Source organism: Photorhabdus kayaii (assembly GCF_025384895.1).
Lineage (GTDB): Bacteria > Pseudomonadota > Gammaproteobacteria > Enterobacterales > Enterobacteriaceae > Photorhabdus > Photorhabdus kayaii.
The window spans coordinates 1-17,938 of the sequence record NZ_JAJAFZ010000077.1 but is presented as its reverse complement, the minus strand read 5'-3'; the positions used below and the strand labels follow the sequence as shown (position 1 = coordinate 17,938).

Below are 17,938 nucleotides of genomic sequence, written 5' to 3'. Positions count from 1 at the left end.
GGTATACGCTGCAATTAGAATAATTCTCACGTTAGACTCCATCTTATAAAGAATAAATATAAATATTTATCACTCTATTATTCTTATAAACAAAAATGCTTATAAACATCTTGCTCATATAAACAAAAATGTTTATATTTATTTTCAAGTTAAACAAACAGGAGGAGGCAGTGAAGCAAAGCGAGTTTCGCCGGTGGCTTAAAGCTCAAGGAGCTGAATTTAAAGATGGGACTAACCACTTGAAAGTTTTCTTGAACGGTAAGCAAACCACGATGCCAAGGCACCCTAGTAAAGAAATCCCAGAACCGCTGAGGAAGTTAATATTAAAACAGCTAGGCATCAAATGACAGACCGGCCCCAAGGGGCTGGTTACTCGCATAAATTCACTGAGTAAAAATATGCGATACCCAGTAAAATTCGAACATGACGAAACAGGTTGGGCTGTGATGTTCCCAGATATCCCAGAAGCCTTAACAGGCGGAGATACCAGAGAAGAAGCATTAGCTATGGCGCGGGATGCTCTGGTTACTGCGTTCGATTTCTACTTTGAAGACCGACGCGAAATACCAACACCGTCGACTGAAGGTGAAGCTTTTGTCGAAGTACCAGCCAGTATAGCGGCTAAGGTTTTACTGCTGAATACGATGCTTCAAACAAGAACAAGCAACGCAGAACTTGCGCGGTTATTGGGAACCCGACCGCAAGAAATTCAACGTATAGTGTCATTAGGCCATAGCACTAAAATTGACACCATCGCGAATGCGTTAAATGCCTTGGGCAAACATCTGGAACTTGTTGCCATCTAAACATCACCATCAAATAATCTTAAACCTTGCTACAGCAAGGTTTAAGTAAATAACTAAATTTAAATTACAGCTTCATTACCATTTATTTAGATAACCAAGTGATTGTTTGATACCAATATTTATCTATTTCAACTTTATTATTAAAACATAACTCAATGATTGGCACACACTATTTTTTACATCGAACCTACTATTATTAATATTATCTTCAATAGGAAATCTAATTTTTATATTACTGAACCATTTTTACCTAGGTCTCCAGAATACCCTCGCCGATAAATTCTTCCGTTTTTCTATCAAACTATACATTGTTTAACTTTAATCCCATAATTCACCTCATAAGAATTTTTTAATGCTACGTTCTGATCAGCCGCTGCTAATTACGCACCACATTAAATTAATATTAAGAAGAAAAATAAGCGCACCATAAATAGCGCGCTTCAAGGAGGTGTTTACTGCTATTTTACAAAATTGTCGATCATTATCATCGATAGTAAATCATTTATATTAAAATTTATGACTTATTTACCGCCGCAAATGTTTCAGCAATACGTGCAACATTATGATGGTTGACGCCCGCCATACAGACTCGACCATTACCGACCAGATAAACAGCAAATTCTTGGCGCAAGCGATCCACCTGTTTCTCGCTAAAACCGGTATAGCTGAACATCCCGCGTTGCTTCAGAAAATACTCAAAGTTTTTCTCTGGTAATGCGGTTTTCAAAGCATCCACCAGCACCGTACGCATTTCCAAAATACGCAAGCGCATATGTTCAACTTCTGTCAACCATTGTGCCTTCAAAGCAGGATCAGTCAGTACTTTAGCCACAACCTGCGCCCCAAAACTCGGTGGGCTAGAATAGACGCGACGCACACCCGCTTTCAACTGCCCCAATACCCGCTCTTTGGTCTGTTCATCATCACAAATGACAGACAAGCCACCCACGCGCTCACCATACATAGAAAATATCTTGGAGAAAGAGTTACTGACCAGACAAGGCAAACCAGCGTTCGCCATTGCACGAATAGCATAAGCATCTTTTTCCATACCATCCCCAAGCCCCTGATAAGCAATATCAAGGAATGGCAATAATTCTCTCTCTTTAACAATCTGAACAACTTGATCCCATTGCTCATAGGTTAGATCCGATCCGGTTGGGTTATGGCAACAAGGGTGCATTACAATAATGCTTTTTGCCGGCAATTTCCTGAATGTTTCCAGCATTTCATTGAATTTTACCCCTTTGGTCTTCGTATCAAAATAAGGGTAATAGTTCACCTTAATACCCGCCCCCGCGAAAATAGCCGCGTGGTTTTCCCAAGTTGGATCACTGCACCACACTTCTGAATCAGGGAAATAGCGATGCAAAAAATCAGCACCAATTTTAAGGGCGCCAGAACCGCCTAATGATTGAATCGTTGCCACCATCCTCTGTTTCAACACCGGATGATCTTTACCAAATAGCAGTTCCTGAACCGCAAGACGATAGGATTCCAATCCTTCCATTGGCAGATAAAGAGAGGCCGTTTGTGATAACGCCCTAAGTTGTTCTTCCGCGGTAGCCACCGCCTGCAATTGCGGAGTCACTCCCTGCTCATCGTAATAAAGCCCGATGCTCAGATTAATTTTTTCCGCACGAGGATCTTTTTTAAATTCTTCAGCCAGCGAAAGAATCGGATCACCAGCATAAGCATCAACATTCTGGAACATCAGGCTCTACTCCTTATCAGTCAGTTATTTAATAAACAATACACCCGTCATCTTTCAAGTTGCCTCTTTGTTGGCTGCACTCACTCACCCCGGTCACATCGTTATCTATGCTCCCGGGGATTCGCTCCCTTGCCGTCGCGATCCATCTTGAAATCCATAGGGTATATAACCTACAACATTATTCGTCCAAGTATTCCATGACCACTCTGGGGGTAAGTTTAGTCACCAGCTCATAAGTAATGATACCGGTACATTCAGCAACCCGCTCCACCGGCAGCACATCTCCCCAGAGGACCGCTTCATCACCCACTTTATCTGTCGCATCTGGCCCCAAATCAACAGAGATCATATCCATTGAAACACGGCCAGCAATCGGCACTTCACGGCCATTAATATGTATTGGCGTTCCTGAAGGCGCACTGCGCGGATAACCATCACCATAACCGATAGCCACAACGCCAAGACAAGTATCACGTTCACTGACCCAGGTCCCACCATAGCCAACCGACTCGCCAGCTTTATGCTTACGAACAGCAATTAAGCTCGACTTTAAGGTCATTGCTGGGATCAAGTTAAAATCCGTGGCCGTTTTATCAGACAATGGCGATACACCATACATCATCAGCCCAGGACGCACCCAATCTTGATGGACTTCCGGCCACAACAGGATACCTCCTGATGCATCAATAGATTTTTCTCCCGGCTTGTCAGCACAAAAAGCCTGAAAACAAGCTATCTGCTGGCGAGTTGTGTTTACTGTTGGCTCATCAGCCCGGCCAAAATGGCTGACAATATTGACGGGCTGCTGTACATTTTTACAACGACTTAGCCGTTGATAAAATTCTTCCGCATCTTCCGGCCTGACACCTAAGCGATGCATCCCGCTATCCAGTTTCATCCATACTTTTACCGGATGAGATAACTTAGCCTGTTCCAGTGCTTCCAACTGTTCAACACTGTGAACCACAGTTTCAATATGGTTATCAACCAGTACTAGCAGGTCAGCCGCATCAAAGCATCCTTCCAGTAACAGGATCGGTTTGACGATACCACCATGACGCAACGTCAATGCTTCACCAATTCGCGCTACACCGAAACAATCGGCGTCGTCCAGCGTATGTGCTGTCTCCAGTAAACCGTGGCCATAAGCGTTTGCTTTCACAACTGCAATCAAATTGCTTTTAGGAGCAAGCTCCCTTACCCGTTGCAAGTTATGTCGCAGAGCGCGGCGGTCAATAACTGCGGTTGCCGCTTTCATTCTATTCCTTAAATTTATTATTCTTTGGTAGTTAATACTTATTCGTCGTCATAACTTGGCCCGGCATAGTTATCAAACCGCGACCACTGACCATTAAACGTGAGGCGAACTGTACCGATTGGGCCGTTACGCTGCTTACCAAGAATGATTTCAGCCACACCTTTCATGTCGCTATTCTCATGGTAAACCTCGTCACGATAGATAAACATAATGAGGTCGGCATCCTGCTCAATAGAGCCGGATTCACGTAAGTCAGAGTTAACCGGGCGCTTATCTGCCCGCTGTTCAAGGCTACGGTTGAGCTGAGAAAGTGCAACCACCGGCACTTGAAGCTCTTTAGCCAAGGCTTTTAATGAACGGGAAATCTCCGCAATTTCCAAAGTACGATTATCGGATAAGGCCGGAACCCGCATTAATTGCAGGTAGTCGATCATGATCAGGCTCAATCCACCATTTTCGCGGAAGACGCGCCGAGCCCGGGAACGGACTTCGGTAGGTGTCAGGCCAGACGAATCATCAATATACATATTGCGTTTTTCCAGCAATATCCCCATCGTACTGGAGATCCGCGCCCAATCTTCATCATCAAGCTGACCAGTTCGGATACGGGTTTGATCCACCCGTGAAAGGGATGCCAGCATACGCATCATGATCTGGTTGCCGGGCATCTCAAGACTAAAAATCAAAACCGGCTTGTCCTGCATCATGGCTGCGTTTTCACACAAGTTCATGGCAAAAGTGGTTTTACCCATCGAAGGACGCGCAGCCACAATGATCAAGTCTGATTTTTGTAAGCCTGCGGTTTTCTTATCCAGATCCTGATAACCGGTTGAAACACCGGTTACACCATCATGAGGGCGTTGATAGAGTTGCTCAATCCGCTCGACGGTTTCTTCAAGGATCTGTTCTATTCCTTTCGGCCCTTCATCTTTACTGGCACGATTTTCAGCGATCTGGAACACCCGCGATTCGGCTAGATCCAATAATTCTTCACTGCTCCTGCCTTGAGGATCATAACCCGCATCGGCAATTTCGTTTGCAACGGCGATCATCTCGCGGACAACAGCACGTTCACGGACAATATCCGCATAAGCATTAATGTTAGCCGCGCTTGGCGTATTTTTAGATAATTCGGCCAGATAAGCAAAACCCCCTACATTATTCAGCTCCCCACTCTGCTCAAGGGATTCCGATAATGTAATCAGGTCGATTGGGTTGCCCATCTCCAGCAACCGCTGCATTTCAGCAAAAATGCGCCGATGTGGACGGCTGAAAAAATCATTGCTAGTAACACGTTCGGAAACATTATCCCAACGTTCGTTATCTAACATTAAACCACCTAACACAGACTGCTCTGCTTCCAAAGAGTGTGGCGGAAGTTTCAGCCCTTCCATTTGGCGATCTTTTGGTTCAGCCATTTTGTTGTGAGTTGATTTTTTTCCCGCCATGAATCCCGCAATAATCTACTGATAAATCTGCAACAGCACATGAGTATACGCTATGAAGTGCCTTGAGTAATTACATATAGTTTGTAATTATTTCTAGCACACTAAAACCTGTTCACAATGAGTTCAACTACTACGTGCACACATTTCCCTTACATTGATGAGGTTGAGTCATGGCAAAACATATCAAATTTTCCTCTATTGGCGGCCCCGAGGTCCTGCAATATTGTGAATTCACCCCCAGAGCTCCTGCGGACGATGAAGTACAAGTAGAAAATAGAGCGATTGGAATCAATTACATCGACACTTATATTCGTAGCGGGCTATACCCACCGGCACAATTACCAAGCGGCCTAGGCACTGAGGCCTCGGGCGTAGTGACCAAAGTAGGTTCCGCTGTGACTACCATAAAAGTGGGTGACCGTGTAGTTTATGCGCAATCAACTTTAGGCGCTTACAGTGAAGTGCACAATGTCGCGGAAAACAAAGTCGCTGTTCTGCCGGATACCATCTCCTTCGAACAAGCTGCTGCTTCTTTCCTAAAAGGGCTGACAGTCTACTATCTTCTACGCCGTACCTACAAAATCCAGTCAGGCGAACCCTTTTTATTTCATGCCGCCGCGGGTGGCGTTGGGCTAATTGCCTGCCAATGGGCAAAAGCTTTGGGTGCAAAACTGATTGGAACAGTCGGCTCTGATGAGAAAGCACAACGCGCTAAAGATGCCGGTGCATGGCAGGTTATTAACTATAACCGTGAAAATATTGTCGAACGAATTTATGAAATCACCAACGGTGAAAAAGTCGGTGTAGTTTATGATTCTGTTGGTAAATCGACCTGGCTGAACTCGCTGGATTGTCTGAAACGCCACGGGTTAATGGTTAGCTTTGGCAATGCATCCGGGCCAGTTACCGGTGTCGATTTGGGGATTTTAAATCAGAAAGGCTCACTGTTCGTTACCCGCCCTTCTATCGCTGGCTATATTTCAACACGCGAAGAGTTGGATGAGGCGAGCAAAGAATTATTTGATCTGATTGCCAGCGGCAAAATTAATGTGGATGTACCAGAAAATCAAAGGTTCCCGCTAAGTGAAGCGACAAGGGCACATCAGATTCTGGAAAGTCGGGCAACGCAAGGATCAAGTTTACTGATCCCTTAACGGTAAGATGAGCGGGTTATTAACCAAACCAACAAGTCTAATACCTCATTATGCCGCTATTGCCTGCACGAATAACCTTAGACCGGGGGGCAATGCTGGCTGAATATATGAAAGATAAAACAATACCCCTCTTGGTAGGGGTATCACATCTCAGACAATCCACCAACAACATATTTGAAATAAAAATCAAACTAAAAAAGAGCATCTAAACTTTCATCAGAGTAAGGTTTTTTTAATGAAACAGGAAGAAATTGTGGTGGTGTATTACAAATCGTATTGAGCTCATTGCCCCAGATAGGCATTTCGCGTGCTTCCCCGCCAACCATGCTATCCCCTGAAAGGTTTTCTTTACAATAAATATCACCTTGAGCATCAACCCCAACCATATATATATCGTTTGGTTTAACAGGCTCTAGCTTACCCACTCCATTAATTTCAAAAAATGCTTTAGTAAGAAATAAAGAACCGCTAGCTCCCCATAATTTAGTCGGCTCATTATTATCCCTTCCAATCCAAGAAAGCACTACTTTTTCTCCGTCAATACCAGTAAACCAACTATCGCGCAAGCCACTGGAAGATCCCGTTTTCCCTGCAAGAGCATATTTTCTAAATCCAACCCCTAATCTTTTTGATGTGCCTGAGCGAACAGACTCCTGCATAGCATAAAGCGTGAGCCAGGCAGCTTCTTCTGGAACGACTTGTTCTGGAGTCTCGGTTCTATGGTAAATTTCTTTCCCATATCTGTCTTGAATTGAAATTAATGTGTAAACACCCGTATGCTTTCCAAGATTAGATATCGTCTGAATTCCTTCAACAAGTTCTACTGGCGCCATATCAAGTGTGCCTAACAGCATAGATGGAACCATTACTATCCTATCAGAAGGAATTCCTATTGATTTTAGTGTTTCTGCGACATTATCAATTCCTACAGACATCCCCAAATTTACTGTAGCTACATTAATAGAATGAGCAAGAGCATCCAAAAGCATTACTCTCCCTCTGTACGTTCTTGTAGGATTTTTTGGTGACCACGAGTTTTTTTCACCAATATCTATACTGAGAGGTTCATCCTCAATCCAAGTATTTAAATTAAAACGGTAAGGAGAAATTAGCGCAGAAAGGTAGACTGCCGGCTTAATCAGTGAACCGACTTGTCTTTTAGTATCTAAAGCTCTGTTGAACCCGTTATAGTCTACATTTCTATCTCCCACAACAGCCAATAATTCCCCCGACTTTCTATCAACAACTAAAATTGCAGATTGCAAATCTTTTAAACCTGTTTTCTTATCTAACATTGGCATGGTTTTTTTTACTGCATTTTCTGCATCTTCTTGTGACACAGGCTCAAAAGTGGAAAACACTCTTGCTCCGGATAAATCATTGAGGGCAATATTTTTATTATTCCTAATCTCTTTTTTTAACATGCTAATGAAAGAAGGATGTTTAGTGAAAACGGAACCTTTTTCCTGAACATTGAGACCTTCTTTCATTGAAGATAAGTAATCATCTTTGTTAATCACTCCACTTTCTGCTGACAACTTTAAAACGAGATTACGCCTTTCCATAGCTACTGTCGGTTTAGTCCACGGGTTATACAATGAAGCTCCTTTGGCCATCCCTATTAATAATGCTTGCTGCTCTAAAGATATTTCATTGATTGGCCTACCAAAGTAATAAACGCTAGCAAGTGGAAACCCATAAATCCCGAACGAACCGTTCTGTCCCAGATAAATTTCATTCAGATAAAGCTCAAGAATTTTATTCTTGTTAAACTTAAACTCCAAGACCAAAGACATAATAGCCTCACTCAACTTACGGCTAATTGTCCTATCCCGGGACAAGAACATATTTTTCACAACTTGCTGTGTTATCGTACTGCCGCCCTGAATTCTCTTTCCAGCTTTGATGTTTTTGTACAAGGCTCTGGCTATAGAATAAGGATTAAGACCATGGTGATTATAAAACTCTCGATCCTCTGTGGAAATCAACATATTAATCATATCATTAGGGAAGTTTTTCAATGGCATAAATATCCGTTGCTCATCACCGGGTGAATATATAACTTCCACTAACCTAGGTTCAACGAGGATGTTATTAACAGCCAATCCTAGATCTAAATTCATTATCTTTTTAATTCCATTTTTGTCAAACTCAACTTCCACTTTAACTGACTTAGATAAATGGTCTGGATAGGAGAACTCCCGTAAGTAAATAAAAACCTTATCTCCATCTTCATGAAAATCACCAGGACTTTTTATCGAGTCAACCTGATGGTATCTGGCTCCATTTAATATCTTTATTACATTTTCTTTGTTTTTATACTCCCCTAGCTTTAACGTGTAAGTCTTGCCATAAACCTGAGCTGGCATATCCCAGAATCCATTATTCATTCTCTCATTTATCATGGTATCGATTCTTTCTGCCAAGTTATATATGTAGAGAGATGCAAAACAAAACACTACAAATAAAACGGCTAATATAATCTTAAAAAGGAAACTTACTTTTCTCTTTTTATTTTTTTTCTTCTTTCTTCTTCCTAAAGGTTCAGTTACATTAATTTCTTTCATATAAACCAACTCGTAATGTATACTCAAAGGCAACTTCAATGTTACGTCTTAATACTCTCGGTTACTGCATATCAATCCACTTGAGGAAATCATTAATCGCTAAAGCATAGCTTTAATATTATTTTAAAGATAATAACCAATTACACTCTAATAAGATAAAACTCAATGTTAAAAATTTTCATAATGCGCAGGTTTCAGCATTCAACGAATAAGATGGAACAGGTTACCTAATACAATCACTATTAATCAATCTTGTTATTAATATAACTAAAATAAATCGTATTTATACCCGTCATCTTTCAAGCTGCCTCTCCACGAAAAAAATATTTTCAACAACGAAATGACTATATAAAGCCTGTAGCATTCACACCAAAATGCTCATGACAAAAAACCAGGTGTTTGACATATCTTCACTATAATAGATTTTAACTCATGCAGAACTTTATCATGTTTGCTCCCTACTCTTGTGCCTATTTCGAGTTCATAGGGTGGCATGCTAACGGGGCATGGGAATATTTGCAGCGATGTGTTCTTCTCCATTGCTCGTGCTGCATGTGATGGCACCGTAGTGATTAAATCAGTCTCAATCAGCAAAAATGGCACTGCCGCAAAATGTGTGGTAGAAACCTTGACACTACGTTTATAGCCAACAGCATTTAATGCTTCATCTACAACACCTACGAACCCACCTGAGGAAACTAATAAATGAGGGCGTTGTGCGTAATCAGCCACCGTCACCGGCACCAAAGTATTTTTGTCGGCTATGCACAAGTAATTCCCCTCTCCTAAACGGTGACTTTTAATTAAGTGAGATGATAAACCACCAGCGGTGATAGCAAGGTCAATTTGATGACGCATCAACATATCCTGAGCCAAGCCACTATGAGTTTGTCGAAAAATAATATGCAAACCAGGAAGATACTCGTCAACTTCTTTCAGTATTTTTTGTCCTAAAGCAATTTCACTGTCATCTGATAAACCTACAGTCACCGTACGGCCCTTTATCTCTTTTCCAGCAGTGGTTAAAGCTAGTGCCTGTCGGCATTGCGTCAGTGCCTCTTCAACGAGAGGAGCTAACTCATTAGCTCGAACTGTAGGACGTAGCCCGCGTCCCGTCCGTTCGAACAGCGGGTCAGAGTATATGCGTCTTAAACGCCCAAGGGCTGCGCTTACGGCTGGTTGCGTTAATCCGAGCCGAATAGCAGCACGACTCGCCCCACCTTCCTCGATCAAAGCCTCAAATACCCTGAGCAAATTGAGGTCAATACTCTCAATATCAATACAATTCATAACAGATAGCCATTTTCAAATATTGATTGATATTAGACGTATCTATACTATTACACAATCAGAAACATCTTGAGAAGAAAGAAACACCTATGAGCAAAACGTCAAAAGGCGCTAGCCGCGTTATCCAGACGAACAAAAGCATCACACGATAGCAAAATCCCTATATTTTCTTGAAAAACAAGTCATATGGACAAAAACATTATGAAATATATCGTTATTCTATTTATATTCAGATCATGTCCAGTTAACGCGATGAAGCAGTATACTTTAAACTGTCAAGGCCGTAGTGAAATGACTATCATGCATACAAACTATAGGATAACGACTTTGAAGTGGGATGATGATTTTATTGTATCACCATCCCCCACCAAACTATTTAACAAGAACAGAAAGAAACTTGTATATCAGTTTATGAATGGAGATATGATGATTGTAGATTATGAAAGTGAAAAACATTATTTTATTTACAATAAAAAAAAGCGGTTGAATGTCACAAAGGGCCAGATAAAAACGTTTTCCCTGTTATTTTAGGTATATACCCTATGGATTTCAAGATGGATCGCGACGGCAAGGAAGTGAATCCCCGGGAGCATAGATAACGATGTGACCGGGGTGAGCGAGTGCAGCCAACAAAGAGGCAACTTGAAAGATGACGGGTATAACACATTAGTTTTTACTAAAACGTATATATTCAGGATGGGAATATGTTTAAATTATCCAGATTAGCATTTATAACGATGCTATCATTATTACTCACCAACTGTAACAATCACAACAACATAATTAACGGAAAATCATATTCCTTACAAGGCGAATGCAGGAAGAATACAGTGATGATTTCGAAAATAAGTTACTGGTGCTTTATGACGATAATATCATATACTTTAATCTAAATAGCAGTTCGATAAAATAAAGCCACTTAGATAAATAGAATTTATGATTATTTGATCATTTTTGGCGTAAAGGAAGAACAAGTGAAAACAATTTATTTTTATAAGTCATATCCGGCAGTTTTTGGCTATGAGGAATAAACCAGGAAATGGAATAGACGTGCCGTGTTTGAATTTCGAGAGTTTCAGAACTAAACGTTTTCTAAAGTTCAAATAAAATAAATTGACTTAATAATTTTATAATAGACATTTGGTTTTTTTATGAAAGATATCACCTTTTTTACATGGAAAGTCCAGTTTGCGGCTACATTTTTACTGTTTCTCCATGCTCCATTAATTCAAGCTGAAGAAGCTCTAGCTACTCCACAAGTGGACTCACAAGCTTGGATCTTAATGGACTACAACAGTGGAAAAGTTTTGGCAGAAGGTAATGCGGATGAAAAGATAGATCCGGCGAGCCTAACTAAACTCATGACCAGTTATATTGTAGGACAAGCGATTAAGTTAGGTACGATTCATCTGACCGATACTGTAACCATTGATAAAAATGCTTGGGCTACAGGCAATCCTGTTCTACGCGGGTCTTCTGTCATGTTTCTTAAACCTGGAGATAGGGTTTCAGTGGAAGACCTTAACAAAGGGATTGTTATTCAATCCGGTAATGACGCCTGTGTTGCATTAGCTGATTATATAGCTGGCAGTCAGGGCGCGTTCATAAGTCTTATGAACAGCTATGGACAAAAAATGGAGCTCAACAATACAACATTTAAAACAGTGCATGGTTTAGATGCTCCTGGGCAATTTAGTACAGCACGAGACATGGCATTGTTAGCTCGTTCCCTCATTCATGATGTCCCGGATGAATATGCAATTCATAAAGAGAAAGAGTTCACATTTAATAAGATTCGTCAATACAATCGTAACCGGTTGTTATGGAACAGCAACCTCAATATAGATGGCATGAAAACCGGAACTACCTCTGGCGCCGGTTATAACTTAGTTGCATCAGCAACCTTAGGTGATATGCGCTTAATTTCTGTTATTCTAGGAGCAAAGACGGATTTTGCTCGTTTCCAGGAATCAGAAAAACTTCTGACATGGGGATTTCGCTTCTTTGAAACAGTGACACCTATTAAATCTGAAGATACTTTTATCACTCAACGTATATGGTTTGGAAATAAAAAAGAAGTCAAACTCAATGCAGGTAAACAAAATTCGATTACCATACCTCGTGACCAACTTAAAAAATTAAAAACCAGCTATATTCTTAATGTTCCTCAGATTACTGCCCCAATAAAGAAAGACCAAGTAGTCGGCACCATAATTTTTAAGATTGGCAGTAAGACCATCGAGGAAAGACCACTTATTGTAATGGAAACGATTGAAGAAGGTGGATTCATTAGCCGTATGTGGGATTTCGTCTTGATAAAAATATATCAATGGTCTGGCATTTGCTTTTCTTGCTCCATAAATAGCTAATGTGTGGTAGATTCACATAATAATACAACGAAAAAAATAATTGGTATCTTAGCTAACCTAAAAATAGATTAAAGCACGGCAAAAAATCACGCAGTATCCATAAATATTTTAGTGCTCAATTCTCATATATAACTATACCCGTCATCTTTCAAGTTGCCTCTTTGTTGGCTGCACTCACTCACCCCGGTCACATAGTTATCTATGCTCCCGGAGATTCGCTCCCTTGCCGCCGCGATCCATCTTGAAATCCATAGGGTATATACCTGTAACCGTAAAATGAGCGGATATTACATCCGCTCAGTCACCATAGCTAACGCCTGCTCCACAACAGAAATATCTGCGCCCGGTTTATGTGCATTCTCACTAAGATGACGACGCCACTGGCGTGCTCCCGGAATCCCTTGAAAAATACCTAAAATATGACGGGTAATATGCCCTAAATATGTTCCTTTTGATAGTTCCTGCTCTATATAAGGATAAAGTGCTTTGACCACCGCAACGATATCAACTACCGGCATTGAAGCATCAAATAATTCATGATCAACCTGTGCCAGAATAGACGGGTTCTGATAAGCCTCACGCCCAATCATAATGCCATCTACATGTTGTAAATGCTGTTTCGCTTCTTCCAGCGATTTAATACCGCCATTAATAGCAATCGTTAATTGAGGGAAATCCTTTTTCAATTGATAAACTCGTGGGTAATCCAGCGGTGGAATCTCACGGTTCTCTTTTGGGCTCAAGCCAGAAAGCCAAGCTTTACGGGCATGAATGGTAAATATATTGCAGCCACTGCGTTGCACAACAACATCAATAAAATCACATAGGAATTGGTAACTGTCCTGTTCATCAATACCGATACGGGTTTTAACTGTCACTGGCACATTTACCACATCCTGCATGGCTTTAACGCAATCAGCGACCAGTTCAGCTTCCCCCATCAGACAAGCACCAAAACGACCATTTTGCACCCGATCAGAGGGACAACCGACGTTTAGATTAATTTCATCATAGCCACGTTCCTGAGCAATCTTCGCACAATGCGCCAACGCCTGCGGATCACTGCCACCCAGTTGTAATGCTATCGGATGTTCTTGTTCGCTGTATGCCAGATAATCGCCTTTACCATGAATAATCGCCCCGGTCGTCACCATTTCGGTATATAACAGCGTTTGCTGACTTAATAAACGATGGAAATAACGGCAGTGACGATCTGTCCAGTCGAGCATCGGGGCAACGGAGAAACGGTTAGGGCTATATTTACGCGCTATTCCCTTTGTTTCCCTGCTTACTGTGCATTCTTTGATTTCTTTATTTTCGTGCATTTTAATACATTTTAGGCTATTTTCGGTTTGTCGGTACACCATCCAGTACACCACACTCAATGGTGTACTGGCATCCGAGAGGTGAATAATGGCCTATTATAACATATTAAAACGTCCTCGCGCCGATGGCGTTATTAGGTATCGTTGTACAGTAGGAATAAGGGAAGGCGGAAAACATATCCATCGTGAGACAAAAACTTTCGGTGTAGCGAGCCGCATAAATTGAAAAAGCGCGTCATTTAAATTGATAAAATTTTCGCGCCGCGCTTTTTATCAAAATATGTGATTTATTTAGCCCCTTTTATAGTCAATAATTGACTGCATTTCACTCATTTTTTTCTACATTCCTACAAACACTCATTTTGAACGTTAATTGATCTAAAAAAGGCCGCTTAAGCGACCTATACAGATGGAAACACTGTAAGTCAGCGTGAGGTTTTCCGCACACTCACACATAGAGCTAATTTTGATAAATACAATTTATTCTATGTGCGGCGACGGAATTTACATGTCAAAGATCGGTTATATCCGGGTGTCAACAAATGACCAAAACAGCGACTTACAAAAAAATGCGTTGATGAGTATAAATTGCGAACAAATTTTTGAGGATAAATTAAGTGGAAAAACAACTAACAGACCCGGTTTAAAGCGGGCTTTAAGGCAGCTTAAAAAAGGGGATACTTTAGTTGTTTGGAAACTGGATAGACTGGGACGTAGTGTAAAACATTTGGTCGATTTAGTTTCTAATCTAAACGAGCGAGGTATTCACTTTCAGAGTCTGACTGACAGTATTGATACCGGTACAGCTATGGGGAGATTCTTCTTTCACGTCATGAGTGCACTGGCAGAAATGGAGCGGGAATTAATCGTTGAAAGAACGAATGCAGGATTAATAGCGGCTCGTGCCCAAGGGAGGATTGGAGGCAGACCAGTAGCATTGTCATTTGCTGAACAACAACAAGCTGCTAGATTGCTGGTAAAAGGTCACACACGTAAACAGCTATCGCTGATTTACGATGTTTCCCTCTCTACTATTTATAAATATTTACCAATAGAGAAAATCAGACAAGAACAGCTAAAATAAATCACATATTTTGATAAAAAGCGCGGCGCGAAAATTTTATCAATTTAAATGACGCGCTTTTTCAATTTACGCGGCTCGCTACAATCGTACTTTAGCGATATCCTTATCATGTTTATTCGTTTGTTGAGTTTTTTTCTGAAAACTATGTAATACGTAAATAGCTTCATCAAATTTAGTAACATACATAATGCGATAAATACCTGTACTGTCTCTTAGTCGTATTTCTTTTACACCAGAACCGATGTCAGAAAAGGGTTTCCAGTCTTCAGGATCTATTCCACGCTGTATTCTGTGAAGCTGATAGCCTGCGTCTTTACGTGTGTCTATAGGAAAGGCTAATAAGTCTTCATGAGAAGAACCAATCCAAGCAATTTCTTTCTCTGTACCGCTCCTAATTTTCGTCATAGTTTTCCTTCCTTATTTAATTGTATGCAATGTTGAAATCATGTGTAATGGGCGAAGTTCAATTATCAATCGATAAGAAAGGACGTTATAAATGTATAGCGTTTTGAATGCGTGCGTATGTTACTATTAGCGTTAGCCATAGCATTAGCTCCAATAATGTTGTGGTTAGAAACCCGATTAGTGGTGAGACACTACCAAGCTCCGTTGTTTTTGAAACTCTTTGAATATACACTGGTATATACAGTAGCATTAAACCATAGGGTATATACCTTGTCAATACAAAATAAAAGATCTCCTCAATTTCCTATGAGGTTAACAGAGGAATTTCGTCTCCAGCTTGAAGCAGAAATGAAGAAAGATGGTGATACGTCTTTGGCAACATGGATAAAACGAATTTTGCGCAAAGAGCTGCTAGCACGTGGTATTGAACCGAAAGGTTGAATCATTTTGAAATACCAAGAGGCACCCATTCTAAGTGCCTCCTATTTTAAATTGTTAATATATGTGCTTTAACCCACCGTAATCTGAACAGGTTTCCCTATACGGATTAACATATTAACCAATGCGTCAATGGTGAATTTATTTACTTTTTTATTCACAACGTCAGATACTCTTGGACGAGAAATGTGTAACACCTCTGCTACTTCAGCTTGTTTCATTTTTTCATCCACAATCCATAAAGTAATTTCTTCCATTAACCGTTCTTTAATTTGCAGTGTATTTTCTATTTCTTGTAAAGAGGTTGTATGAAGCTGCTGAGCCTCTTGCTCAGTAAAACCTAATTCAGAAAATATATTATGTCCGGCTGGAGTTACCCTACGAATTTCAGTGTCAATTTTAGTGGTCATTTAATATTTCCCCGATGCTGGATAACTGCGTTGTATCGCACTTTAGCGATATCCTTGTCCTGCTTATCTGTTTGTTTAGTTTTCTTCTGAAAACTATGTAATACGTAAAATAGCTTCATCAAATTTAACAGCATACATAATGCGATAAATACCTGTACTGTCTCTTAGCCGCATTTCTTTTACATCAGAACCGATGCCAAAAAAGGTTTCCAGTCTTCAGGATCTATTCCATACTGTATTCTATGAAACTGATAGCCTGCGTCTTTACGTGCGATCTGTAAGGAAAGGCTAACAAATCTTCACAAGAAGGGCCAATACAGACAATTTCTTTCTCTAGTACCGCTCCTGATTTTTATTATAGCTTCCTTCCTTATTTGATTGTATAAAATTTTATACCAATGCGAACAAAATTGCAAATGAAGAATTGAAGGAATTTGAAGCCTAGCGAGGAGAAAATGTGCGATAAGTATGTTTCAGGCCACTGACAAGCCTCTCTATTTCAAACGAAACCCTATGTTGCCCAAGCCATACGCAGGCACTATAAATGGTTTATGTCACAACAGCATGAAAGAACCGCGTGTCTAAGGCAAAGGCTGATCCAATCCAAGCATTGCAAGAGTGCTCAACCAAATACTGGCGAATGAAGAGCCCAAAGTTGTTATTAATCTACGGTTTCTGACATGGAGAAGCTTGGTCGCGATTTGAAACTGTCTTCTCTCAAACATTATGTTGAGGCGACTGGCAGTAAGTTGTGTCTCGATATCGAGTTGCCCTACAAGTACGTATTACAGATTCAAAGGAAAAATGGGTAATATTGGATAAACTACAGTCATATCTATGACGGTTAGTTATGTAAAAACTTTTCAATAGATGAAACGCAATTACCGCTTCATTTATTGCGCGAGTGAGGGAAATTTATCGTGCGCGGCATCAATTTGGATAACGTAATTTTACGTCAATAACTTCGGCTATTGACTGAATATTAATTTTATCAGCATATCGACCTGAATTTTTATTCGGCGTCAGCCTACGTACTCTAATTTGCCAGCCAGTAGTTGCCTTGGGCAAGTCAATACGGTGCGAACGCTCATAAGTTGATGTTGTTTTTCCGTCAAATGCAGCATTAATTACTTCTTTAAATCCCGCACCATCAGTGCTTAAACCTATTGCATATTCAATACGATAGCCCGTCGTGTCTCCGTTATCGCGTTGTTGCAATAATTGAGGAACAGAAAACCGGACACGCACGGCTGAGAGTTGTGTATTACTAATAGAGCGTATCCACGGCTGATCACTCTTAAGCTCCATTCCGATATTAATTTCATTATCAACACTCGGCATTCCCTTGATATATTCTTGATGCTGACTACCTGGCCGGAATTCCCATGTGACGCCCTCAAAATTTCTTGAGCCGTCAGCATTTCCTATCGGCGTTCCATCCAAAAATATTTTTGTATCATCTAAGTCGCTTGCTATCTCACCATTACTAACTGCAAGTAATATTTTTGCTGTTGACGTAGACAATAAGTTGTCTGGTGACTCAACAGGCGTATGCCCTTTGCCGCCACCGCCCTTTCGCCCTTGAATTAATTGAGCCATATTCCACCCATAAAAAAAGCCGCGTTAGCGACCCTACTTAAATTAATTAAATATTGTTATTGCTGATCTTC

The 17,938-nt window shown here is 40.7% G+C and carries 17 protein-coding genes and 2 pseudogenes; 8 read left to right on the top strand and 11 right to left on the bottom strand.

From position 1 onward, the window contains the following. The first annotated feature begins 170 nt into the window (after positions 1–170). Together LGZ98_RS20445 and LGZ98_RS20440 are read left to right on the top strand one after the other, a co-directional pair. Positions 171–347, top strand: coding sequence for a type II toxin-antitoxin system HicA family toxin (locus LGZ98_RS20445; protein ID WP_036778089.1), 177 nt, complete (start codon positions 171–173; stop codon positions 345–347). A gap of 51 nt (positions 348–398) precedes the next feature. After that, positions 399–806 (top strand): type II toxin-antitoxin system HicB family antitoxin, encoded by a 408-nt coding sequence (locus tag LGZ98_RS20440; protein ID WP_113043556.1) that lies wholly within the window; start codon positions 399–401, stop codon positions 804–806. Positions 807–1,320: 514 nt separating this feature from the next. Here the strand turns inward: LGZ98_RS20440 and LGZ98_RS20435 are convergent. The 3 genes from LGZ98_RS20435 to dnaB form a co-directional block, all read right to left on the bottom strand. Continuing rightward, positions 1,321–2,520: an amino acid aminotransferase gene (locus LGZ98_RS20435; protein WP_262978499.1), complete on the bottom strand. Its 1,200-nt coding sequence runs from the start codon at positions 2,518–2,520 to the stop codon at positions 1,321–1,323. A gap of 178 nt (positions 2,521–2,698) precedes the next feature. Continuing rightward, positions 2,699–3,778, bottom strand: coding sequence for an alanine racemase (alr, locus tag LGZ98_RS20430; RefSeq protein ID WP_262978498.1), 1,080 nt, complete (start codon positions 3,776–3,778; stop codon positions 2,699–2,701). A gap of 38 nt (positions 3,779–3,816) precedes the next feature. Continuing rightward, positions 3,817–5,226, bottom strand: a complete 1,410-nt coding sequence (dnaB, locus tag LGZ98_RS20425) for a replicative DNA helicase (protein WP_011148449.1) — start codon at positions 5,224–5,226, stop codon at positions 3,817–3,819. A 170-nt stretch (positions 5,227–5,396) separates the two neighbouring features. Here dnaB and LGZ98_RS20420 point away from each other — a divergent pair, with 170 nt between their 5' ends. Continuing rightward, positions 5,397–6,380 carry a quinone oxidoreductase gene (locus tag LGZ98_RS20420; protein ID WP_113043553.1) on the top strand — a complete coding sequence of 328 codons (984 nt, stop codon included), beginning with the start codon at positions 5,397–5,399 and terminating at the stop codon, positions 6,378–6,380. A gap of 191 nt (positions 6,381–6,571) precedes the next feature. Here the strand turns inward: LGZ98_RS20420 and mrcB are convergent, their stop codons facing one another. Next, a complete protein-coding gene (mrcB, locus tag LGZ98_RS20415) occupies positions 6,572–8,947 on the bottom strand; it encodes a penicillin-binding protein 1B (protein ID WP_262978497.1) in 2,376 nt (791 codons plus the stop codon). Positions 8,948–9,325: 378 nt separating this feature from the next. Next, a complete protein-coding gene (locus LGZ98_RS20410) occupies positions 9,326–10,237 on the bottom strand; it encodes a LysR family transcriptional regulator (protein ID WP_262978496.1) in 912 nt (303 codons plus the stop codon). Positions 10,238–10,840: 603 nt separating this feature from the next. Here LGZ98_RS20410 and LGZ98_RS20405 point away from each other — a divergent pair. Continuing rightward, positions 10,841–10,963, top strand: a complete 123-nt coding sequence (locus LGZ98_RS20405; protein ID WP_262405168.1) for a hypothetical protein — start codon at positions 10,841–10,843, stop codon at positions 10,961–10,963. Between the two features lie 425 nt (positions 10,964–11,388). Then, positions 11,389–12,606: a serine hydrolase gene (locus LGZ98_RS20400; RefSeq protein WP_113043549.1), complete on the top strand. Its 1,218-nt coding sequence runs from the start codon at positions 11,389–11,391 to the stop codon at positions 12,604–12,606. A gap of 287 nt (positions 12,607–12,893) precedes the next feature. Here LGZ98_RS20400 and dusA read toward each other — a convergent pair whose 3' ends face one another. Further along, complete coding sequence (dusA, locus tag LGZ98_RS20395) at positions 12,894–13,931, bottom strand: tRNA dihydrouridine(20/20a) synthase DusA (protein WP_228901083.1); 1,038 nt, start codon at positions 13,929–13,931, stop codon at positions 12,894–12,896. 88 nt (positions 13,932–14,019) lie between these two features. Here dusA and LGZ98_RS20390 point away from each other — a divergent pair. Both LGZ98_RS20390 and LGZ98_RS20385 read left to right on the top strand, forming a co-directional pair. Beyond that, a pseudogene (locus tag LGZ98_RS20390) lies at positions 14,020–14,136 on the top strand (site-specific integrase); the annotation flags it as partial. Between the two features lie 303 nt (positions 14,137–14,439). Next, positions 14,440–15,015 (top strand): recombinase family protein, encoded by a 576-nt coding sequence (locus LGZ98_RS20385; protein WP_262978495.1) that lies wholly within the window; start codon positions 14,440–14,442, stop codon positions 15,013–15,015. Positions 15,016–15,093: 78 nt separating this feature from the next. Here the strand turns inward: LGZ98_RS20385 and LGZ98_RS20380 are convergent, their stop codons facing one another. Further along, complete coding sequence (locus LGZ98_RS20380; protein ID WP_262978494.1) at positions 15,094–15,420, bottom strand: type II toxin-antitoxin system RelE/ParE family toxin; 327 nt, start codon at positions 15,418–15,420, stop codon at positions 15,094–15,096. Positions 15,421–15,726: 306 nt separating this feature from the next. Here LGZ98_RS20380 and LGZ98_RS20375 point away from each other — a divergent pair, with 306 nt between their 5' ends. After that, positions 15,727–15,861 carry a hypothetical protein gene (locus LGZ98_RS20375; protein WP_262978493.1) on the top strand — a complete coding sequence of 45 codons (135 nt, stop codon included), beginning with the start codon at positions 15,727–15,729 and terminating at the stop codon, positions 15,859–15,861. A 68-nt stretch (positions 15,862–15,929) separates the two neighbouring features. On the opposite strand, the gene LGZ98_RS20370 is transcribed toward LGZ98_RS20375, so the two are convergent. The 4 genes and pseudogenes from LGZ98_RS20370 to gpJ form a co-directional block, all read right to left on the bottom strand. Next, positions 15,930–16,268 carry a helix-turn-helix domain-containing protein gene (locus tag LGZ98_RS20370; RefSeq protein ID WP_036850009.1) on the bottom strand — a complete coding sequence of 113 codons (339 nt, stop codon included), beginning with the start codon at positions 16,266–16,268 and terminating at the stop codon, positions 15,930–15,932. After that, positions 16,265–16,387 carry a type II toxin-antitoxin system RelE/ParE family toxin gene (locus LGZ98_RS24350; protein WP_387695626.1) on the bottom strand — a complete coding sequence of 41 codons (123 nt, stop codon included), beginning with the start codon at positions 16,385–16,387 and terminating at the stop codon, positions 16,265–16,267. The genes LGZ98_RS20370 and LGZ98_RS24350 overlap by 4 nt, the downstream gene beginning before the upstream one ends. Beyond that, a complete protein-coding gene (locus tag LGZ98_RS24345; protein WP_387695633.1) occupies positions 16,362–16,442 on the bottom strand; it encodes a hypothetical protein in 81 nt (26 codons plus the stop codon). Before LGZ98_RS24345 ends, LGZ98_RS24350 begins: the two co-directional genes overlap by 26 nt. A 759-nt stretch (positions 16,443–17,201) precedes the next feature. Continuing rightward, a pseudogene (gpJ, locus tag LGZ98_RS20355) lies at positions 17,202–17,867 on the bottom strand (TipJ family phage tail tip protein); the annotation flags it as partial. Between the last annotated feature and the right edge of the window lie 71 nt (positions 17,868–17,938).